Origin of the sequence: Rhodococcus sp. NPDC058532, from assembly GCF_042719255.1 — a bacterium.
Classification (GTDB): domain Bacteria; phylum Actinomycetota; class Actinomycetes; order Mycobacteriales; family Mycobacteriaceae; genus Rhodococcus_G.
In genome coordinates this window covers 235,438-255,984 of sequence record NZ_JBHXNU010000005.1, presented here as the reverse complement: position 1 = coordinate 255,984, position 20,547 = coordinate 235,438, and the positions used below count along the sequence as shown (strand labels likewise).

Sequence of the window (20,547 nt, the reverse complement as noted above, 5' to 3'; positions counted from 1 at the left end):
AAAAGTGAACAGATCCGCTCGCCGTGATGGCACACCGGACAGGGGCAGGGGAAACCCGGCCCGCAGTGCCTCAGACAAGAGGGCAACTGACAAGAGGGCAACTGACAAGAGGGCAACGGGCAAGAAGGACGCTCCCGGCGCGGGCCGGTCCGGCGGCGCACCCAAGAAGCCACACCGCGGCCAGGCGAACACCGCCGCAGTCGCCACCAACAAGCGCGGCAAGCCGAAGCAGGCGAAGCCGCAGCGCCAGCAGGTGGAGGCGAACCCGACGATCAGCAACGCCAAGCCGGCGCGGCACCAGTACGTCCAGAGCGCCGGGCCGGTCAAGCTCGCCGCGGGCGAGGGCATGCGACTGCAGAAGGTGCTCGCGCAGGCAGGTGTCGCCTCCCGACGGGCCGCCGAGGAGCTCATCGAGCAGGGCCGGGTCGAGGTCGACGGCCACATCGTGGTGGAGCAGGGCCTGCGCGTCGACCCCGAGAACGCGGTGGTCCGCGTCGACGGCGTCCGCGTCGTCGTCAAGAAGGACCTGGTGCACATCGCGCTGAATAAGCCGCGCGGCTGGCAGTCCACGATGTCCGACGACCTGGGCCGCCCGTGCATCGGTGACATCGTCTCCGAGCGGGTGTCCGCCGGGCAGCGCCTGTTCCACGTCGGCCGCCTCGACGCCGACACCGAGGGCCTGATCCTGCTGACCAACGACGGCGACCTGGCGCACCGGCTGATGCACCCCTCCTTCGAGGTGCCCAAGACGTACCTCGCGACGGTCAACGGGGTCGTCGAGCGCGGCCTCGGCAAGACCCTCAAGGCTGGTGTCGAACTCGAGGACGGACCCGCGAAGGTCGACGCGTTCACGTTGCTCGACGTCAACGGCAAGCAGTCCCTGGTCAAGGTCGTGCTGCACGAGGGTCGCAAGCACATCGTGCGCCGACTGCTCGAGGCCGTCGGGCATCCGGTGAAGCGGCTGGTCCGCACCGACATCGGCCCGGTGGCGCTCGGTGACGGGCGTCCCGGCACGCTTCGCGTGATCGGCCCGGGCGAGGTCGGCGCGCTGTACAAGGCGGTCGGCCTGTGACCGACACCGTGGCCGTGCCGCTGGTCGTCGCGATGGACGGCCCGTCCGGCACCGGCAAGTCCAGTGTGTCCCGGCGCCTGGCCGATGCCCTCGCCGCCCGCTACCTCGACACCGGTGCCATGTACCGGATCGCGACGCTGCACGTGCTGCGGTCCGCGGTCGACGTCGCCGACGTGGACGCCGTCGCCGCGGCAACCGAGGCGCTCGACCTGTCGATCGGCACCGACCCGGCGTCCGACCGGGTGCTGCTGGCCGGGGAGGACGTCACCGACGAAATCCGTGGCGCCGCCGTCACCGGGGCGGTGTCCGCGGTGTCTGCGGTGCCGCGGGTGCGGGAACTTCTCGTCGACAAGCAGCGGGCGTTCATCGCGCAGCACCCGCGGATCGTGGTCGAGGGCCGCGACATCGGCACCGTCGTGCTTCCCGACGCGGACGTGAAGATCTATCTCACCGCGTCCGCGGAGGCCCGCGCGCAGCGGCGCAACGCGCAGAACGTCGCGGAGGGCCGCGGCGACGACTACAGGGCGGTGCTCGCCGACGTGCAGCGCCGCGACCACCTCGACTCGACCCGCGCGGTGTCCCCGCTGCGGCCCGCCGAGGACGCGGTGATCGTGGACACCAGTGAGATCGGAATCGACGACGTGATCGGCCGGCTGCTGCTGGTGGTCCGCGACAGGACTGGAGTGGTGCAGTGAGCGACGCATTCGAATTCGGCGGCGACGCCTACGCCGGTGACGGCACCTGGAATGAGGAAACCGACTGGGAGCTCGCCGAATTCGCCGGGGAGGAGGGCGACGAGGAGCAGCTCGCCGTCCCGACGCTGGCGATCGTCGGCAGGCCCAATGTCGGCAAGTCGACGCTGGTGAACCGGATCATCGGCCGCCGCGAGGCCGTCGTCGAGGACATTCCCGGCGTCACCCGTGACCGTGTCTCCTACGACGCGACGTGGGCCGGCCGCCGGTTCCTGGTGCAGGACACCGGCGGCTGGGAACCGGACGCCAAGGGACTGCAGCAGTCCGTGGCCCGGCAGGCCGAGCTGGCGATGCGCACCGCGGACGCCATCATCCTCGTCGTCGACACGGTGGTCGGCGCGACCGCAACCGACGAGGCCGTCGCGAAGGTGCTGCGCCGCTCCAAGACCCCCGTCCTGCTGGTGGCCAACAAGGTCGACGGCGAACGGCTCGAGGCGGAGGCGGCCGCGTTGTGGTCACTCGGGCTCGGGCAGCCGTACCCGGTCTCCGCCATCCACGGCCGCGGCACCGGCGACCTGCTCGACGAGGTGCTCGCGGTGCTGCCGGAGACCCCGCGGGAGGGTACCGGCGGACAGGGGCCGCGTCGCGTCGCCCTGGTCGGCAAGCCGAACGTCGGCAAGTCCAGCCTGATCAACAAGCTCTCCGGCGACGAGCGGTCGGTCGTGCACGACGTCGCGGGCACCACCGTCGACCCGGTCGACTCGCTGGTCGAGCTCGGCGGCAAGGTGTGGAAGTTCGTCGACACCGCGGGCCTGCGGAAGAAGGTGAGCCACGCCAGCGGTCACGAGTTCTACGCGTCGCTGCGCACCAAGTCGGCGATCGAGGCCGCCGAGGTCGCGATCCTGCTGATCGACGCGTCCCTGCCGATCACCGAGCAGGACCTGCGGGTGCTGTCGATGGTCGCCGAGACCGGGCGGGCGCTGGTGCTGGCGTTCAACAAGTGGGACCTCGTCGACGAGGACCGCCGGTTGATGCTGGAGAAGGAGATCGACCGCGAACTGGTGCGGGTGCCGTGGGCGCAGCGGGTCAACATTTCCGCGCACACCGGCCGCGCGGTGCAGAAGCTGGTGCCCGCGCTGGAGACCGCGCTGGAGTCGTGGGACAAGCGGATCCCCACCGGCCGGCTCAACAACTGGCTCAAGGAGGTTGTCGCCGCGACCCCGCCGCCGATGCGGGGTGGCCGGCTGCCGCGCGTCATGTTCGCGACGCAGGCCGGGACGCGGCCGCCGACGTTCGTGCTGTTCACCACCGGCTTCCTCGAGGCGGGCTACCGCCGGTTCCTCGAGCGCAGGCTGCGCGAGGAGTTCGGATTCGATGGCAGCCCGGTCCGGATCTCGGTGCGGGTGCGGGAGAAGCGGGACCGCAAGAAGCGCTGATCACCTCCCCGTCGGGTGCCTGACCAGCCGATTCGCGGTAGCGAGTGCCACTGATGTAATCTCATCGAGCACTCGAAAGAGCGCGGGCGGGCTGTGGCGCAGCTTGGTAGCGCACCTGACTGGGGGTCAGGTGGTCGCAGGTTCAAATCCTGTCAGCCCGACAGTGGTCGAAGAAAAGGTGGTTCCTCGCTCGCGAGGAGCCACCTTTTCTCGTTTCACACCCCTGTCCCCGGGTACATCCAGGTATCCGATCCGCAAAGGAGTCACCGTGGTCGACCTCGCCTATGTCATCGCCGGTTCGGAAGCGACCGGCGGCGCCGGCCTGCAGGTGGACCTGAAGACCTTCCAGGAACTCGGCGTCTACGGCGTCGGCACCGTCACCTGCATCGTCTCGTTCGACCCCGCCGCGGGCTGGGGGCACCGCTTCGTCCCGATCGCGCCCGAGGTGATCGCCGACCAGATCGAGGCAGCGACCGCCGCCCACGACCTCGACGTCGTCAAGATCGGCATGCTCGGCACCCCGGCCACGATCGACGCCGTCGCCGCGGGCCTGCGCCGCCAGCCGTGGCGGCACGTCGTGCTCGACCCGGTCCTGATCTGCAAGGGGCAGGAGCCGGGCGCCGCGCTCGACACCGACACCGCGCTGCGTGCGCAGATCCTGCCGTTGGCCACCGTCGTGACCCCGAACCTGTTCGAGGCCCGGACCCTGTCCGGGATGGACGCGATCGACTCCGTCGACGACCTCGTCGAGGCGGCCCGCCGCATCCACGACCTCGGACCGCGGTACGTGATCGCCAAGGGGGGAGTCGAACTCGCTGGCGACGATGCCGTCGACGTGCTCTTCGACGGCACCGACGTGACCATCCTTCGGGCACCGAAGGTCGGCAGCGAACGGGTCTCCGGTGCGGGCTGCACCCTCGCCGCGGCGATCACCGCCGAACTGGCCAAGGGCGTCGACGTCGCGTCGGCGGCGGAGTTCGCGAAGGAGTTCGTCACCGCGGGCATCGCGGGCCGCGTCGCCGCGCACACCCCGTTCGACACCGTGTGGCAGGGCGCCTACGTCGACGCGCTCGGCTGACCGCGCCGGATCACCGGGTGACGGCGGCGATGACCTGGGTTGCCGCGTTGGCATGGCCCGCGGCGTTCGGGTGCAACGGAATCGGTGCCGTCAGCGAGGTCGGGACCGCCCCAACGATCCACCGGTCCGCAGGCGCCGCGCACGCGTCGTGGCCGCGGGTCGACGGCTCCAGGTCGACGAAGGTCGCGCCCGCGGTGCTCGCCGCGGTCGCGGCAACCGTGTTCAGTCGGGTGATCAAGCCCTGGACATGGTCCGCGTCGACCGGCCAGATCGGTTGCACGCCGGGGCATCCGCCGGGCCGGATCGCGTCCGGGTAGCCGACAAGGACGATGCGTGCATCCGGTGCCCGCCGCCGGATCTCCTCGACGATCCCCACGTAGGTCGGGGCGAGACCGTCGATCCGCTCGGCGTAGGCGGCGGTGTCGGTGGTGGCGGCACAGGACCGGCCCAGCGGCGGCGGCGCCACGTTCAGGCACTCGGTGGTCAGTGACACCAACCCGATGTCGTTGGCGCCGATGCCGACGGTCACCAGCGTGGTATCCGGGCTCAACGCGTCGAACTGCGGTGCGGTCTGGGGGAGTTGGCGGTCGGACAGGTTCGCGGTCGTGGCTCCGCTGCACGTGACGTCCCGGAAGGTGGTGGCGCGCACGGCCGCCGCGACGAGGTGCGGATAGTTCACCTCGGACCGGAGGCAGTCCCCGAGCGACCCGTTCGGTGCGATCCCGGCCCCGGAGGAAAACGAATCGCCCAGTGCGACGTACCCGACCGGCGGCGGGGACTCGGCCTGGGCGGCGGTCGACGCCCCCAGCGGGGCCGGGGCGGTGAGAACGAGTGCGGCAGCGACGGCCGCAACCGGTGACATGCGGTGCTCGGTTTCGTCGGGGTCGGGCGTGCATCAGCCAAACTACCCCCGATTCCCGGCCCGCGGAACGGGTGGATCGCGTGGGCAGGCGGCTACCCTCGAGCGATGGCGGCGGACACGGCGAGACCGACGACGGGGCAGGCCAGCCCGGAACTGACCCGGCAGCGCTGTGCGGCCGCGTTGACGGGATTCGCGGTCGAGGCGGCGCCGGAGGCGGGTGGCCGCCGCGCCGCGGTGGCGCTCGCGCTCGTCGAACGGGACGACGGGCCGGTGCTGCTGCTGACCCTGCGGCCCGGCCGAATGCGCGCCCACCCCGGGCAGTTCGCGTTGCCGGGAGGCGGCATCGACCCCGGCGAGACGCCCGCGCAGGCCGCGCTCCGGGAACTCGACGAGGAGGTCGGGGTGACGGCGCCCGACGACGCGGTGCTCGGGGTCCTCGACGACTTCGTCACCCGGTCCGGGTACGTCATCACCCCGGTCGTGGTCTGGGTGGGTTCACTGGCCGCGCCGCTGCGGCCCAACCCCGGCGAGGTGGCGATGATCTTCGAGGTCACGGTGCCGGAACTCGATGTCGACCCGGTGCTGCGCCCGCTGCCGGGTGGCACCGAACCGCTGCTGCGCTGGCCGTTTCGGGGCGAGCACCTGTTCGCCCCGACCGCCGCGATCATCCACCAGTTCCGGGAGGTGGTGCTGCACGGACGGGCCACCCGGGTCGCCGATTGTCCGCAACCGGACTTCGCGGCCCGCTGACCTCGCGGCGGATGCCCGCCTCCCGGCACCGGTCCGCCGCGTGTGACAGGCTGGACGCCGATCGCCGTGAGCAGGCGAACCGGCGAGCGATGTGGGAGTGAGATGGACAGCGGAGACCTGCCGCGCGCACAGGTCGGCGCGACGGCCGATCCGGTGCCGACCGATCGGGTGCTGACGGTGCCGAACGTGCTGAGCCTGGTGCGGTTGCTCGGGGTTCCGCTGTTCGCCTACCTGTTGCTCGGCCCGCAGGCGGACGGCTGGGCGCTGCTGATCCTGATGCTCAGCGGATTCACCGACTGGGCCGACGGGAAGCTCGCCCGGCTGCTGAACCAGACGTCGCGGCTCGGTGCGCTCCTCGATCCGTTCGTCGACCGCCTCTACGTGGTCACCACGCTGGTCGCGTTCTCGCTCCGCGGGATGATCCCGTGGTGGGTGACCGCGCTCCTGATCGGTCGCGATCTGCTGCTCGCCGCGACGCTCCAGGTGTACCGCCGCCGCGGGCTGCCGCCGCCGTCGGTGCTGTACCTCGGCAAGGCGGCGACGTTCGCGCTGATGATCGCGCTGCCGCTGGTGCTCGCCGCACAGCTGAACTGGGCGTACGCGAACGTCGCGCACGCGTTCGGGTACGCGCTGCTGGTGTGGGCGACCGGCCTGTACGTCTGGACCGGGCTGCTGTACCTGCTCGCTGCCCGCAACATCGCCCGCGCCGTCGCGCCCGTCGGTGCCGGTCGTGGGGCCGAATCACCGTGAGCGCCAACGATGTTCCCGCGTCCACCGGCGCGCCACGGGTGCGACGCAACCCGACGCCGTCGCTGCTGACCGCGCTGCTCGCGGAGGGCCTCGACCCCGGCTACGCCGCGGCAGCGGAGGATCGCGCCCGCGGACACTCCCTGCACCGACCGCTGCACGCGGGGGTGTGGTGTGCGGGGGGCGCGCTGGTGCTCGGGCTGATCTTCGGGATCGCGTTCGCGCAGGCGGCGGACCGCGCACCGGGCACCGAGCAGGTCCGTGCCGACATCCTCACCCAGGTCGACGCGGCGGAAGCGCGGGGCGCGGACCTGGCCCGCGCCCGCGACGACCTGAGCGATGGCATCGACCTCGCCCGCACCCGGGCGCTCGCCGGGGACGCGCAGGGCGCCGCGGTCCTCGACCGGATCGGCGTCCTCGAGCACGGCGCCGCGTTGGTTCCGGTGCACGGGCCCGGCATCACCGTCACCCTCACCGACCCGGCGGCCCGGCCGGACCTGTCCGATCGCTCGCGGCCCGGCGCCGCCGCCACCCCGGTGCTGATCGACCGCGACCTGCAGGCGGTGGTCAATGGCCTGTGGGGGGCCGGGGCGGAGGCCGTTGCCGTCGGGAACGTCCGGATCGGACCGGGGGTGACGATCCGGCAGGCCGGGGGTGCCATGCTGGTCGACAATCAGCCGGTCCCGTCGCCCTATGTGGTGTCGGCGATCGGCCAACCGGCCCGGCTGCAGACCGGGTTCGTCGTCAGCGACGCCTACCAGCGGATGTCCGGGGTGGCCCAGCTGTACGGCGCCGGATTCACCATCGCCGAGAACGACGACATCAGCCTCCCTGCCGCGACGGCACGGGAGATCCGCAGCGCACGAGAGGTGATGGGGCAGTGAAGTCGGTCAAGCCACTGCAGGCGGCACGGAACGGGTACGCGATCTACGGGGTGCTCGCGCTGATCGTGGGCATCGTCGCGGGTGTGGTGTTCCGCCCGGAGGTGCCGGACGCGATCCAGCCGTACCTGCCGATCGCGGTGGTCGCCGCCCTCGACGCCGTGTTCGGCGGTCTCCGCGCCTATCTCGACGAGATCTTCGACGCGAAGGTGTTCGTCGTCTCGTTCGTGTTCAACGTGCTCGTCGCCGCCCTCATCGTCTGGCTCGGCGACCAGCTCGGGGTCGGGACGCAGCTCTCGACCGCCATCGTCGTCGTCCTCGGAATCCGGATCTTCGGGAACGCGGCGGCGTTGCGCCGCAGGCTGTTCGGGGCGTGAGGAATGGCACAGGAAGGCAGGCACGAGTGGCACCGTGAGGCCCCGTCCGCGGCCCGTCGCTCGCGCGTGGTGTTCGGAGTGCTCGCGGTGCTGCTGATGGCGGCGCTCGGCGTCGCGATCGCCACCCAGGTCCGGGACACCGGGTCGGGCGACACCCTCGACTCCGCCCGTCCCGCAGACCTGTTGGTGATCCTCGACAACCTCAATCAGCGCGAGGCTGCGCTGCGCGCGGAGATCACCACCCTCCAGGACACCCTGGGGACCCTGCAGCGCAGCGGCGGCGGCTCCGACGCGGCGCTCGCGGAGGCGAACGCGCGACTGACCGCCCTGTCGATTCAGGTCGGTGCGGTTCCCGCGACCGGACCCGGCGTGCTGCTCACCGTCACCGACCCGGCCTCCGGGGTCGGTTCCGACGTGATGTTGGACATGATCCAGGAACTGCGCGCCGCCGGGGCCGAGGCGATCGAGGTCCGGGGCGGCGACGGCCAACCCGTCCGGATCGGGGTGAACTCGTGGGTGCGCGGCACCGCCGGAAAACTGCAGCTGGACGGGACGGACCTGGCCGCGCCGTACACCGTCACCGCGATCGGTGACCCGCCGACGCTGGCCGCAGCGTTGAACATTCCCGGTGGTGTCGTCGACACCGTCGCGCGCAGCGGCGGTCGGGTCACGGTCGAACAATCGGGGCAGGTCACGATCGCCGCCTTGCGAGAGGTGAAACCACGCCAATACGCTCAGCCGGGAAACTGAAATTCCGCCGCCGCACAGAAATTCCTGTGAGCGGCGTCGGAGGTCGTCGAAAGGACCACACGGTGAGCGAGACCAACATCCCGGCCGAACTGCACTACACGGCCGAGCACGAGTGGGTGCAGCGGACGGGATCGACGACCGTGCGGGTGGGCATCACCGATTTCGCACAGTCACAGCTTGGTGACGTCGTGTTCGTGCAACTGCCGTCCGTCGGCGACGAGATCGCGGCCGGTGACTCGTTCGGTGAGGTCGAGTCGACGAAGAGCGTCTCCGACATCTACGCACCGCTCACCGCGAAAGTTGTTGCGGCGAACGAGAACCTGGACGGCAGCCCGGAGCTCGTCAACTCCGCGCCCTACGGCGACGGCTGGTTGGTCGAACTCGAGATGGCCGACGAGGCAGCCCTCGACACCGCGCTCGCCGGAATGCTCGACGCGGGCGCATATCGAGAGGTAGCGGGGGGATAACCCCGACGCGCCCCGTTGCGTGAGCGCCTACGCGGACCGGCATCGGCAGGGTACGGTCGTGGGGAAGGGCATTCGCCGTGTCGGGGCGCAGATCCGGATCGGTTGTGATTGTCTCTACAGATTTGTTCGGGGGTTCCCGAATCGATCGGACTGAGGAGGAGAAACGGTGAGCGACAACGACAGCGACGCGGCCTACGGGGAGACGCCCGCGGAGACCACGTCGGTCTTCCGAGCGGATTTCCTCAGCGAACTGGACGGTGCCACGGCCGCGCCGACCGAGCAGCCCGTCTCCGGTGTCGAGGGCCTGCCCGCCGGTTCCGCGCTGTTGGTCGTCAAGCGGGGGCCGAACGCGGGCTCGCGATTCCTGCTCGATCACCCGACCACGTCGGCCGGCAGGCACCCCGACAGTGACATCTTCCTCGACGACGTCACCGTCTCCCGCAGGCACGCGGAGTTCCGCCGGGAGCAGCACGAGTTCCAGGTCGTCGACGTCGGCAGCCTCAACGGCACCTACGTCAACCGGGAGCCGGTCGACTCGGCGACCCTGGCCAACGGCGACGAGGTACAGATCGGGAAGTTCCGCCTCGTGTTCCTGACGGGTCCGCGCGGCGGTGCCGGCGACTCGCCTGCGGGTGCGGGTAGCTGATGACCGCGGTCGGGCAGCGGAGCCAGGGTGCGGGCGGGATGTCGATCGGCTCCGTCCTCGATCGGCTCCGCCCCGAGTTCCCGGACGTCACGATCTCGAAGATCCGCTTCCTCGAGGCGGAGGGACTGATCCGTCCGGAACGCACCCCGTCCGGATATCGGCGGTTCTCGGTCGCGGACTGCGAGCGGCTGCGGTACGTCCTCACCGCGCAGCGTGACCAGTACCTGCCGCTGAAGGTGATCAAGGAGCAGCTCGAGGCGATCGACAGCGGCGTCGCGGTCGTCGCCGCGCCCGACACCGCCCCGCGCCGCCCCCGGATGCTCGCGGTGGCGCCGGGTGAGGTGTCCCCGGAGGAGTTTCGCCCCGACCGGGAGATCCGGATCAGCCGCAGCGACCTGCTGGCCAGGTCCGGGGTCGACGAGGGGTTCCTTGCCGAGCTGATCCGGGCCGGGCTGATCGTGCCCGGCTCCGCCGGATTCTTCGACGAGGGCGCGATCACGCTCGCGCGCACCGCGAAGGCGATGTCCGGGTTCGGCCTCGAGGTGCGGCATCTGCGGGCGTTCAAGCTGGCCGCGGACCGCGAGGCCGGCCTCGTCGCGCAGATCGCCGGACCGGTCGCGAAGGGCCGCGACGCCGGCGCCCGCGATCGGGCCGAGGAGATGGTCCGGGAACTCGCGGCGCTGTCGCTGACCCTGCACACCTGCCTGGTGAAGTCGGCCGTCCGGGGCGCACTCGATCGGTGATCCACCGGGGACGGGTCCCGGCGCGGCGCGCCTTCGGAGGCATAGAATCGGTCGAAGCAACGGTTTTCACGGGAGGCGGGCGCGATGAGTGAGATGCGTGTGATCGGGATCCGTGTCGAGCAGCCGCAAAACTCGCCCGTGCTGTTGCTCAGGGAGGCCAGCGGAGACCGGTACCTGCCGATCTGGATCGGGCAGACGGAGGCGACCGCGATCGTCCTCGAACAGCAGGGGGTCGAGCCGGCCCGGCCGCTGACCCACGACCTGATCACCACCCTGATCGGGGCCCTCGGTCATCGCCTGCTTGAGGTGCGGATCGTGGATCTGCAGGAGGGCACGTTCTACGCCGATCTGGTGTTCGACCAGAACATCACCGTGTCGGCCCGGCCGTCGGATTCGGTGGCCATCGCGTTGCGGGCGGGTGTGCCGATCCACGCGGAGGAGTCGGTGCTCGCGGAGGCCGGGCTGGTGATGCCGGACGAGCGCGAGGACGAGGTGGAGAAGTTCAAGGAGTTCCTCGAGTCGGTGTCGCCGGATGACTTTAAGGCGACCGACGGCTAGCGACTGCCCGTGGGCATCGGAGGTCTCGATCGGGTCTCGTCTGGCCGGTTCTGCCGAATCTGGGGCTAAGCTCTGGTCGTTTTGGGCGTGTTGCGTTGACCGCACGACCGTCGGCCCATAACGTCTGGCCGTCATGAATACGCACCATGTGATTCATCGGGGCGTGCACCGGGCGCTACCGGCGTACCCTTCAAGTGAATCCCTGGTCTGGATTTGCGTGCGAGAGGGAGCAGTCAGTGGTAGATCAGCCGCAGGACGCGAATGTTCGTCAACGCGTCGATGGGCAGTCGCTGGCCGGTGAGGTTGCCGACGGCGAGGGCGTGCAGCCGGGGCTGTTCCCTGACGACTCCGTCCCCGACGAGCTGGTCGGCTACCGCGTCCCGATCGCCTGCCAGATCGCCGGAATCACCTACCGGCAACTCGACTACTGGGCGCGCACCTCGCTGGTCGTTCCGTCCATACGCGGCGCGGCGGGGTCGGGCAGTCAGCGCCTGTACTCCTTCAAGGACATCCTGGTCCTCAAGATCGTCAAGCGGCTTCTCGACACCGGCATCTCGCTGCAGAACATTCGGGTCGCGGTCGATCACCTGCGCAATCGCGGGGTCGCCGACCTGGCCAGGATCACGCTGTTTTCCGACGGCGCCACCGTCTACGAGTGCACCTCCCCGGAGGAGGTCGTCGACCTGCTACAGGGCGGCCAGGGCGTGTTCGGGATCGCGGTCAGTGGCGCGATGCGGGAACTGACCGGCACCATCGCGGACTTCCCCGCGGAGCGGGCCGACGGCGGCGAGAGCGAGCAGAGCCCCGAGGACGAGCTCGCGTCGAGGCGCCGCAGCCGGGGCAGCCGCAAGATCGGCTGACCGGCCCCGGCCCCGGTATCGGGGTGGTGCTGACCACAGTGCGGACGGCGGGCGCGGCATTGCCGGGAACGTCGCCTAGAATTCGAGGTGCGTCGTCGTCGCGCGGGAGAGTTCCGGACCGGGAGTGTTCGCCGGTCCGGGCGCCGAAGGAGCAGCACCTCCCCGTCAATCTCTCAGGCACCCGGGACCGTGCGGGCATCGGCGCCTCTGGAAAGCGGTGGGAGCACCCACCCGCCCACGGGGAAAGGGATCGGCCGACGCGTCCACGACGCGGGGGTCACCCCGAATCTCTCAGGCGCTCCGACGAGCAGGCGACAGAGGGGGAGGAACGCACCGCGATGTGAGCGCGGTGTGACCTCGAGAACCTTCAGCCGCGGGAGTTGCCTTGACCGATCACCCCTTCACCTTCGTCGATCGCCACATCGGACCCGACGCCGCCGAACTCGAACGGATCCTGCACGTCGTCGGTGTCGACGACCTGGAGATGCTCGCCACGAAGGCGGTCCCGGCGGCCATTCTGGATGCGGCGTCGGCGCCGAGTGGTGCGGGGGGGAAGGCGACCGTCGGCGTCGGCGCCGGGCTGGAGACGCTCCCCGAACCGCTGTCCGAGCACGACACGCTCGCCGAACTGACCGCGCTCGCGCGGCGCAACACGGTCGCCACGTCGATGATCGGCCTCGGCTACTACGACACCCTCACCCCGCCGGTGCTGGTGCGCAACCTCATCGAGAACCCGGCCTGGTACACCGCGTACACGCCCTACCAGCCGGAGATCAGCCAGGGCAGGCTCGAGGCGCTGCTGAACTTCCAGACGATGGTCTCCGACCTCACCGGGATGGAGGTCGCGAACTCGTCGATGCTCGACGAGGCCACCGCCGCCGCCGAGGCGATGACCCTGCTGCGCCGCGCAGGCCGGTCCAAGTCCGCGCGTTTTGTCGTCGACATCGACCTGTTCCCGCAGACCCGCGCGGTGATCGAGACCCGCGCGACGCCGCTCGGCATCGAGGTCGTCGAGGCGGACCTGGCGCAAGGGCTGCCCGACGGCGAGTTCTTCGGCGTCCTCGCGCAGGTGCCGGGCGCGTCCGGCCGGATCGTCGACCACTCCGCGCTGATCGCCGCCGCGCACGAGCGCGGTGCCCTGGTCGCGGTCGGCGCCGACCTGCTTGCGCTGACCCTGCTCACCCCGCCCGGCGAGCTGGGTGCCGACGCCTGCTTCGGCACCACGCAGCGGTTCGGCGTCCCGATGGGCTTCGGCGGCCCGCACGCCGGCTACCTGGCGGTGCACTCGAAGCTCGCCCGGCAGCTGCCCGGCCGCCTCGTCGGCGTCTCCGTCGACGCCGACGGCAACAAGGCGTACCGGCTCGCACTGCAGACCCGCGAGCAGCACATCCGCCGGGAGAAGGCGACCTCCAACATCTGCACCGCGCAGGTGCTGCTGGCCGTGCTCGCCGCGATGTACGCGAGCTACCACGGCGCCGAGGGCCTGACCGCGATCGCGCGGCGGGTCAACGCATCGGCCCGCACCCTGGCGGCCGGCCTGCGCGCGGGCGGCGTCGAGGTGGTGCACGCGGAGTTCTTCGACACCGTCCTCGCCCGGGTGCCGGGCCGGGCCGCCGACGTCGTCGCGACCGCGAAGGGCTGGAACGTGAACCTGCGCCTCGTCGACGCCGACCACGTCGCCGTGGCCTGCGACGAGGCCACCACCGACACCCATCTGCAGTCCGTGCTCGCGGCCTTCGGTGTGGCAGCAGCCGAGGTTGTCGACGCGGCGCCGTCGCTGCCCGCATCGCAGACGCGCACCTCGGCGTTCCTCACCCACCCGGCGTTCACCAGCCACCGCACCGAGACCGCGATGATGCGCTACCTGCGCAAGCTGTCCGACAAGGACATCGCCCTGGACCGCAGCATGATCCCGCTCGGCTCGTGCACGATGAAGCTGAACGCGGCCGCCGAGATGGAGGCCATCACCTGGCCGCAGTTCAACTCGCTGCACCCGTTTGCTCCGGCCGGTGACAGCGACGGCATCCGTGCGCTGATCGCCGACCTGGAGTCGTGGCTGTCGTCGATCACCGGCTACGACCGGGTCAGCCTGCAGCCGAACGCGGGCAGCCAGGGCGAGTACGCGGGCCTGCTCGCGATCCGCAACTACCACCTTTCCCGCGGCGACGACCACCGCGACACCTGCCTGATCCCGTCCAGCGCGCATGGCACCAACGCCGCGTCGGCGGTGATGGCGGGCATGCGCGTGGAGGTCGTCGCGTGCCGCCCGAACGGTGACGTCGACGTCGACGACCTGAAGGCGAAGATCGCCGACCACGCCGAGCGGCTCGCGGCGATCATGATCACCTACCCGTCCACGCACGGTGTGTACGAGCAGGAGGTCGGCGAGATCTGCGCGGCCGTGCACGACGCGGGCGGGCAGGTGTACGTGGACGGTGCGAACCTGAACGCGCTCGTCGGCCTTGCCCGGCCGGGCCGGTTCGGCGGCGACGTCAGCCACCTGAACCTGCACAAGACGTTCTGCATCCCGCACGGCGGCGGCGGCCCCGGCGTCGGCCCGGTCGCGGTGCGTGCGCACCTGGCGGCGTTCCTGCCCGGTCATCCCCTCGCCCCGGAGCTCGGGGACGGCCCGACCGTGTCCGCCGCCCCGTACGGCAGCGCCTCGATCCTGCCGATCACCTGGGCGTACATCCGGATGATGGGTGCGGCCGGGCTGCGGGCGGCGTCGCTGACCGCGATCGCCTCGGCCAACTACATCGCCCGCAGACTCGACGAGCACTTCCCGGTCCTGTACACCGGCGAAAACGGGATGGTCGCGCACGAGTGCATCATCGACCTGCGGCAGATCACCAAGGACACCGGCGTCACCGTCGACGATGTCGCGAAGCGGTTGGCGGACTACGGTTTCCACGCGCCGACGATGAGCTTCCCGGTCGCGGGCACCCTGATGATCGAGCCGACCGAGTCGGAGAACCTCGCCGAGATCGACCGCTTCTGCGACGCGATGGTCGCCATCCGCGGCGAGATCGACCGGGTCGGGTCCGGGGAGTGGCCGGTGGACGACAACCCGCTGCGCGGCGCCCCGCACACCGCGGCCTGCTTGGTCGGGGAGTGGACCCACCCGTACTCGCGGGAACTGGCCGTCTTCCCGGCGGGCACCGCGGACAAGATCTGGCCGCCCGTGCGCCGCATCGATGGCGCGCACGGCGACCGCAACCTGGTGTGCTCGTGCCCGCCGATCGAGGCGTTCAGCGGCTGATCCCGCTGCCCCGGGTTCCCTGATGTCACACCGGATATCGCCAAGTGAGCCGGTGTGACATTGGGGAACTAGCGGGTGAGCTCGAGGATCGTGATCTCCGGTGGGGCGCCGACCCGGACCGGGGGACCCCACGCCCCCGCGCCGCGGCTGGTGTAGAGGACGGTGTCGCCGAACCGGTCGAGGCCGGTCACCGACGGCTGCTGCAGCGGGACCACGTAGCCCAGCGGCCACATCTGCCCGCCGTGCGTGTGCCCGGACAACTGCAGGTCGACGCCCCACTCGGCGGCCTCGGTCACCTGCTTCGGCTGGTGGGCGAGCAGGATCACCGCGCGGTCGCGGTCCCGGCCCGCCAGTGCGGCGGGCAAATCGGGCTCGTACGGGGCGGGCGAGCGGTAGTCGTGCACGCCGGCGAGGTCGATGACCGCATCGCCGCGACGCAACTCCACCCGGGTGTTGCGCAGCGTGTGGATGCCGAGCCGCTCCCACAGATCGAGCCAGCGGCCGCCGTCCCCGGCATAGAACTCGTGGTTGCCGCTCACCCCGAACACGCCGAGCGGGGCGTCGAGGTCGGCGAGCGGCGCCAGGTCGGCGCCGACCTTCGCGACCGTGCCGTCGACGAGATCGCCGCCGAGCAGGATCAGGTCCGGCCGTTCGGCGCCGACGGCCGCGACGACCCGCCGGGTGAACGCCGCGCCGCGGGCGGGCCCGACGTGCAGGTCCGTCACGAGCGCGATGCGGGTCCCGGCAAACTCGGCGGGAAGCCGCCGCAACGGAACCCGCACCCGCACGATCCGCGGCGCGGCCGCCTCCGCAACGCCGTATCCGACCGCACCGACCGACGCCAGCACGACCGCCGCGGCCGCCCCGCGCAGCAACCGCCGCCGGGTCGGATCCGCCGGGCCGGGCGGTAGCGGATTGCCCGGGCCGGGCGGTGCCGGTCGGTCGGTCGCCCGCCGCGGTCCGCGTCGGACCCGGCGGGCGAGGGCGGCGAGCACCGTGAGGATCCCGAGACCGAGCGTCAGGTACAGCCCGGCCGCCAGCCAGACCCAGCCGACGACGGCGGGCCCCCGCGCCCAGGCCGGGTCGAACACCTCCCCGCTGCCGACCCCGATCAGCGCGGCGGCCCCGAGCAGGCCCAACCCCCACCCGAGGACGCGGCGGCCGACCGACGACAGTTCCAGCAGCCGGGTCATCCGGCGGTACAACCACCAGCTGAGCAGCGCGAGGAGGACGGCGAACAGCAGAATGCGCAGCACCGGTCAGCGCACCAGCGGGGTGAGCGACTCGGTGAGCGCGGGCCCGTCCGAGCCGGGGACCGCGACGAACGTGCCGCCCGTCCGGTCCGCCAACGCGGTCAGCGTCGCGGCGTCGGAGTTCTCGCCGATCGTCACGACATCCACCCGGACCGGGGTGCCCTCGGCGCCTGCCGAGGCGATCGACGCCAGGAACTGGCTGCTTCCGATGCTGGTGTCGTCGTTCGGGCCGTCGGTGACCAGGAGCACCGAGTTCGGCCGGTCCGGGTCGGCGCTGCGCGCCGCACTGTTGTACGCGGCCTGCACGGACGGGTAGGTGGACGTCGCGGTCGCCGGGCTCAGCGACGCGAGTGCGGTGCCGATCGCCTCCCGGCGGGGAACTCCGCCCACCGAGTCGGTGACCGGCCCGGTCGGGACGAGGACCCGGTACGCCTTCGACCCGTCCAGGCCCCGCGAGTACACCCACAGACCGACCTCGGACTCGTCGGGGACGGCCGCGACCGCGGCGGTCAGGGCGGCGACGGTGTTCGCGAGCCGGGTGTCCCCGCCCTCCACCGTGCGCATCGACCCCGACACGTCCACCAGCAGCGTCGTACGCCCCGGCCGGGTCGGCAGTGTGACGATCCGGTGCAGCTCCGCGGACACCTCCGGGGCGGGCGGGGCCAGTTCGGTCGCGATCGGGGCGTAGGGCACCGCCGGGGACGGGGCCGGGGTTCGGTCGCCGGCCCGGAACCCGGCGGCCACGAACGCGTCCGCCTGCTCGGGTTGGCGGAGGAAGTCGGCGAACTCGGCCGCCGCGCGGCGGTGCGTCTCGTCGGTCCAGTCCGTCGCGAGCACCACGCCGGGATGGTCGGCGACCGGGGTGGCCCCGGTCGGCGTCACCCCCCGCAGCTCGGCGCCCCCGGCGATCGCGGCGGCCAGCTGCTGCTCGGTGGCGGGCGCGGCGTGCAGAGTGCCGTCGCGGGGGTCGTCCTGCGCACCGAGCGCGCGCAACGCGTCGGCGGTGGTCGCCGGGGAGTGCGGGACGGCGGCGGATCCGCGAGCGAGGGTGGTCAGGGCCGCGTCGACCGCCGGATCGGAGACCTGCTCTGCGGTCACCGGTCCCGCGCCTGCGCCGGCGGTCGCGGCCGCAACGGCCTCCGCCGCGGCGGTCGTCGCCGCCGAGTCCGGGGGCATCGCCAGCCGCAGCGTGCCCCAGTTCGGCAGCCCGCCCGCCGCCAATCCGTCCGGGTCGGTTTGCAGCCGCGGCAGGTCCTGCCATCCGACGAGGGGCCGGGACATCGCCTGCGCGACCACGGTCGGGGCGGCGATCACGATCGCCGCCGAGGCGAGGGAGCGGGGTTGCCCGTCGATCATCCCCGCGGTGGCGAGCAGGGCGGACAGCGCCCGGCTCGACTGCGGAATCCACAGGGCGGGGGCGGGTGTCGTGCCGGTCCACGCCCCGCCCGCGCTCGCGGTGAGGGCCTGGGCGGTCACCGCGGACGGCTCGTCGGTCACGGTGACGGTGATGCAGTGGTCGCGGACGACCGGCGCGGTCGCCGCGTAGCGGGCGCCGAGGTCGCGGATCACCGGCGCGATGTCGGGGTCCGCGGTCACCGCCAGCGCGGCCTCGCCCTCCACGCAGGTACGCGCCGCCTGGGTGCCCTGGTCGGAGATCCTGTCCCGCAACTGAACCCAGCCGAGCACGGCGAGGACGAGGACGATCACCGACGCGACGGCGATCACCGGGCCCTTGCTGACCCCCCGGAAACCCCCGTTGCCACTGCCGTTCGCTTCGCCGCGATGTTGACCCACGGCGGCCAGTCTACGGATCGGCCGGGACCGGCCCCGGCATGCACGACGCCGCCCTGCCTCGCGGGCCGGGCGGCGTCGTCGCGGTGTGCCTGCCGGTCAGGCGTTCGCGGCCTTGTACTCCCGGCGGCGGCGGTGCAGGATCGGCTCGGTGTAGCCGCTCGGCTGGGTGCCGCCCTCGAGGATGAGTTCCTTGGCTGCCTGCCAGGCGATGTTGGTGTCGAAGTCCGGTGCCATGTTCCGGTAGGTGGCGTCACCGGCGTTCTGCCGGTCCACGACCGGGGCCATCCGCTCCAGGCTGGCGACGACGTCGGCCTCGGTGACGACGCCGTGCCGGATCCAGTTGGCGAGCAGCTGGCTCGAGATCCGCAGGGTCGCACGGTCTTCCATCAGGGCAACGTCGTGGATGTCGGGAACCTTGGAGCAGCCGACGCCCGCGTCGATCCACCGCACCACATAGCCGAGGATGGACTGGCAGTTGTTGTCCAGTTCCTCCCGCTTCTCGGCGTCCGACCAGTCGGTCGACGGGGCGAGGGGGATGGTGAGGATGTCGTCGACGGTGGCGCGGGGCGTGCCCTTGAGCGCGTCCTGCACCGCGAACACGTCCACCTGGTGGTAGTGGGTGGCGTGCAGGGTGGCGCCGGTCGGGGACGGCACCCACGCGGTGTTCGCCCCGGCCTTCGGGTGACCGATCTTCTGCTCGAGCATGTCGGCCATCAGGTCCGTCATCGCCCACATGCCCTTGCCGATCTGCGCCCGGCCCTGCAGGCCCGCCGCGAGGCCGGTGTCAACGTTCCAGTCCTCGTACGCGGCGATCCAGCGCTGCTTCTTCATCTCGGCCTTGCGCACCATCGCGCCCGCCTCCATGGAGGTGTGGATCTCGTCGCCGGTGCGGTCGAGGAAGCCGGTGTTGATGAACACGACCCGCTCGGACGCCTCCTTAATGCAGGCGGCGAGGTTGACGGTGGTGCGGCGCTCCTCGTCCATGATGCCGACCTTGATGGTGTTCGCGGGCAGGCCGAGGACCTGCTCGACGCGGCCGAACAGTTCGGAGGTGAACGCGACCTCGTCGGGGCCGTGCTGCTTCGGCTTGACGATGTAGATCGAGCCGGTGCGGCTGTTGTCCAGCGGGCCGTTGTCGTCGCTGCGGGTCAGGCCGTGCACGGCGCACAGGCTGGTGATCAGGGCGTCGAGGATGCCCTCGGGGACCTCGTTGCCGTCGGCGTCGAGGATCGCCGGGTTGGTCATCAGGTGGCCGACGTTGCGGACGAACAGCAGCGAGCGGCCGTGCAGGGTCAGGTCGGAGCCGTCGACCGCGGTGTAGCTGCGGTCGGCGTTCAGCGTGCGGGTCAGGGTCGCGCCGCCCTTGTCGAACGACTCGGACAGGTCGCCGCGGTTCAGGCCCAGCCAGTTGCGGTAGCCGACGACCTTGTCATCGGCGTCGACGGCGGCGACCGAGTCCTCGAAGTCCATGATCGTGGTGATCGCCGATTCGAGGACGACATCCTTGACGCCCGCCGCGTCGGTGGAGCCGATCGGGGACGTCGCATCGATCTGGATTTCGGCGTGCAGGCCGTTGTTGCGCAACAGAATCGAGGTGGGGGCGTCCTGCTCGCCGAGGTAGCCGACGAACTTCTCCGGCTGCGCCAGGGTGGTGACAACCTCGGAGCCGAGTTCGACCTTGAGGTCGGTGCCGTCGATGAAGTAGCGGCTGGCGTCGGCGTGGGTGCCCTTGGCGAGCGGTGCGGCGGTGTCGAGGAAGTCGCGGGCCCAGGCGATGACCTTGTCGCCGCGGACCTTGTTGTAGCCGGGCTTTCCTCCGGGCGCCTTCTCGGCGCCACCGGCCTCGGAGATCGCATCGGTGCCGTACAGCGCGTCGTACAGCGAGCCCCAGCGGGCATTCGACGCGTTGAGCGCAAAACGGGCGTTGAGCACGGGCACCACCAGCTGCGGTCCCGCGGTGGTTGCGATCTCGGCGTCCACGTTGGCGGTGGTCACCTCGAACGGTGCCGGGGTCGGCAGCAGGTAGCCGATCTCCTGCAGGAACGCCTTGTACGCGGCGGCGTCGTGCTGCTGGCCCGCGTGCTCGCGGTGCCAGCCGTCGACCTGAGCCTGCAGTTCGTCGCGGCGGGCGAGCAGGGCCTTGTTCTTGGGGGCCAGGTCCTCGATCACCGTGACGGCGCCCGCCCAGAAAGCGTCGGCGTCGATGCCGGTGCCGGGCAGGGCCTCGGTGTTCACGAAATCGTGGAGCACCTTGGCGACCTGAAGACCACCGACCTGCACGCGTTCAGTCATGAACTGCCTCATTTCTCTGGGTTTGCGCAC

At 71.3% G+C, this 20,547-nt stretch carries 19 protein-coding genes, 1 tRNA gene and 1 riboswitch; of the genes, 16 read left to right on the top strand and 4 right to left on the bottom strand.

All coding sequences use genetic code 11. From position 1 onward, the window contains the following. Nucleotides 1–4: 4 nt before the first annotated feature. From ACFWQG_RS09005 to thiD, 5 genes are all read left to right on the top strand, one after another. Nucleotides 5–1,072 carry a pseudouridine synthase gene (locus ACFWQG_RS09005; protein ID WP_378507249.1) on the top strand — a complete coding sequence of 356 codons (1,068 nt, stop codon included), beginning with the start codon at nucleotides 5–7 and terminating at the stop codon, nucleotides 1,070–1,072. Between the two features lie 32 nt (nucleotides 1,073–1,104). Beyond that, nucleotides 1,105–1,767 (top strand): (d)CMP kinase, encoded by a 663-nt coding sequence (gene cmk / locus ACFWQG_RS09000; protein WP_378507287.1) that lies wholly within the window; start codon nucleotides 1,105–1,107, stop codon nucleotides 1,765–1,767. Beyond that, nucleotides 1,764–3,200, top strand: a complete 1,437-nt coding sequence (der, locus tag ACFWQG_RS08995; RefSeq protein ID WP_378507248.1) for a ribosome biogenesis GTPase Der — start codon at nucleotides 1,764–1,766, stop codon at nucleotides 3,198–3,200. The genes cmk and der overlap by 4 nt, the downstream gene beginning before the upstream one ends. Before the next feature lie 87 nt (nucleotides 3,201–3,287). Further along, nucleotides 3,288–3,361: transfer RNA gene (locus tag ACFWQG_RS08990), tRNA-Pro, on the top strand. A gap of 107 nt (nucleotides 3,362–3,468) precedes the next feature. Then, nucleotides 3,469–4,278: a bifunctional hydroxymethylpyrimidine kinase/phosphomethylpyrimidine kinase gene (gene thiD, locus ACFWQG_RS08985; protein WP_378507247.1), complete on the top strand. Its 810-nt coding sequence runs from the start codon at nucleotides 3,469–3,471 to the stop codon at nucleotides 4,276–4,278. A 10-nt stretch (nucleotides 4,279–4,288) separates the two neighbouring features. Here thiD and ACFWQG_RS08980 read toward each other — a convergent pair whose 3' ends face one another. Then, nucleotides 4,289–5,140: an SGNH/GDSL hydrolase family protein gene (locus ACFWQG_RS08980; RefSeq protein WP_378507246.1), complete on the bottom strand. Its 852-nt coding sequence runs from the start codon at nucleotides 5,138–5,140 to the stop codon at nucleotides 4,289–4,291. Between the two features lie 105 nt (nucleotides 5,141–5,245). Between ACFWQG_RS08980 and ACFWQG_RS08975 the strand changes: the two genes are divergently transcribed. The 11 genes from ACFWQG_RS08975 (at nucleotide 5,246) to gcvP (ending at nucleotide 15,178) form a co-directional block, all read left to right on the top strand. Next, a complete protein-coding gene (locus tag ACFWQG_RS08975) occupies nucleotides 5,246–5,890 on the top strand; it encodes an NUDIX hydrolase (protein WP_378507245.1) in 645 nt (214 codons plus the stop codon). A 102-nt stretch (nucleotides 5,891–5,992) separates the two neighbouring features. After that, nucleotides 5,993–6,640 carry a CDP-alcohol phosphatidyltransferase family protein gene (locus ACFWQG_RS08970; RefSeq protein WP_378507244.1) on the top strand — a complete coding sequence of 216 codons (648 nt, stop codon included), beginning with the start codon at nucleotides 5,993–5,995 and terminating at the stop codon, nucleotides 6,638–6,640. Then, nucleotides 6,637–7,521 carry a DUF881 domain-containing protein gene (locus ACFWQG_RS08965; RefSeq protein ID WP_378507243.1) on the top strand — a complete coding sequence of 295 codons (885 nt, stop codon included), beginning with the start codon at nucleotides 6,637–6,639 and terminating at the stop codon, nucleotides 7,519–7,521. Before ACFWQG_RS08970 ends, ACFWQG_RS08965 begins: the two co-directional genes overlap by 4 nt. Beyond that, on the top strand, nucleotides 7,518–7,895 hold the full coding sequence (locus tag ACFWQG_RS08960) for a small basic family protein (protein ID WP_378507242.1): 378 nt from the start codon (nucleotides 7,518–7,520) through the stop codon (nucleotides 7,893–7,895). Before ACFWQG_RS08965 ends, ACFWQG_RS08960 begins: the two co-directional genes overlap by 4 nt. A 3-nt stretch (nucleotides 7,896–7,898) precedes the next feature. Beyond that, nucleotides 7,899–8,645: a DUF881 domain-containing protein gene (locus ACFWQG_RS08955; protein WP_378507241.1), complete on the top strand. Its 747-nt coding sequence runs from the start codon at nucleotides 7,899–7,901 to the stop codon at nucleotides 8,643–8,645. Between the two features lie 62 nt (nucleotides 8,646–8,707). Beyond that, nucleotides 8,708–9,112 carry a glycine cleavage system protein GcvH gene (gene gcvH / locus ACFWQG_RS08950; protein WP_378507240.1) on the top strand — a complete coding sequence of 135 codons (405 nt, stop codon included), beginning with the start codon at nucleotides 8,708–8,710 and terminating at the stop codon, nucleotides 9,110–9,112. A gap of 166 nt (nucleotides 9,113–9,278) precedes the next feature. Continuing rightward, a complete protein-coding gene (gene garA / locus ACFWQG_RS08945; RefSeq protein WP_378507239.1) occupies nucleotides 9,279–9,758 on the top strand; it encodes a glycogen accumulation regulator GarA in 480 nt (159 codons plus the stop codon). After that, nucleotides 9,758–10,501 carry a MerR family transcriptional regulator gene (locus tag ACFWQG_RS08940; RefSeq protein WP_378507238.1) on the top strand — a complete coding sequence of 248 codons (744 nt, stop codon included), beginning with the start codon at nucleotides 9,758–9,760 and terminating at the stop codon, nucleotides 10,499–10,501. The genes garA and ACFWQG_RS08940 overlap by 1 nt, the downstream gene beginning before the upstream one ends. Before the next feature lie 84 nt (nucleotides 10,502–10,585). Next, the gene (locus ACFWQG_RS08935; protein ID WP_378507237.1) at nucleotides 10,586–11,059 is read left to right on the top strand and encodes a bifunctional nuclease family protein; all 474 of its coding nucleotides are present in this window, start codon (nucleotides 10,586–10,588) and stop codon (nucleotides 11,057–11,059) included. A gap of 236 nt (nucleotides 11,060–11,295) precedes the next feature. Then, complete coding sequence (locus ACFWQG_RS08930) at nucleotides 11,296–11,919, top strand: MerR family transcriptional regulator (protein WP_378507236.1); 624 nt, start codon at nucleotides 11,296–11,298, stop codon at nucleotides 11,917–11,919. A 93-nt stretch (nucleotides 11,920–12,012) separates the two neighbouring features. After that, nucleotides 12,013–12,119: riboswitch (glycine riboswitch) on the top strand. A 185-nt stretch (nucleotides 12,120–12,304) separates the two neighbouring features. After that, nucleotides 12,305–15,178 (top strand): aminomethyl-transferring glycine dehydrogenase, encoded by a 2,874-nt coding sequence (gene gcvP, locus ACFWQG_RS08925; protein ID WP_378507235.1) that lies wholly within the window; start codon nucleotides 12,305–12,307, stop codon nucleotides 15,176–15,178. A gap of 68 nt (nucleotides 15,179–15,246) precedes the next feature. Here the strand turns inward: gcvP and ACFWQG_RS08920 are convergent, their stop codons facing one another. From ACFWQG_RS08920 to ACFWQG_RS08910, 3 genes are all read right to left on the bottom strand, one after another. Continuing rightward, a complete protein-coding gene (locus tag ACFWQG_RS08920) occupies nucleotides 15,247–16,434 on the bottom strand; it encodes a metallophosphoesterase (protein WP_378507234.1) in 1,188 nt (395 codons plus the stop codon). A gap of 3 nt (nucleotides 16,435–16,437) precedes the next feature. Continuing rightward, complete coding sequence (locus ACFWQG_RS08915) at nucleotides 16,438–18,225, bottom strand: substrate-binding domain-containing protein (RefSeq protein WP_378507233.1); 1,788 nt, start codon at nucleotides 18,223–18,225, stop codon at nucleotides 16,438–16,440. A gap of 96 nt (nucleotides 18,226–18,321) precedes the next feature. Continuing rightward, nucleotides 18,322–20,517: a malate synthase G gene (locus ACFWQG_RS08910; protein ID WP_378507232.1), complete on the bottom strand. Its 2,196-nt coding sequence runs from the start codon at nucleotides 20,515–20,517 to the stop codon at nucleotides 18,322–18,324. Nucleotides 20,518–20,547 lie beyond the last annotated feature (30 nt).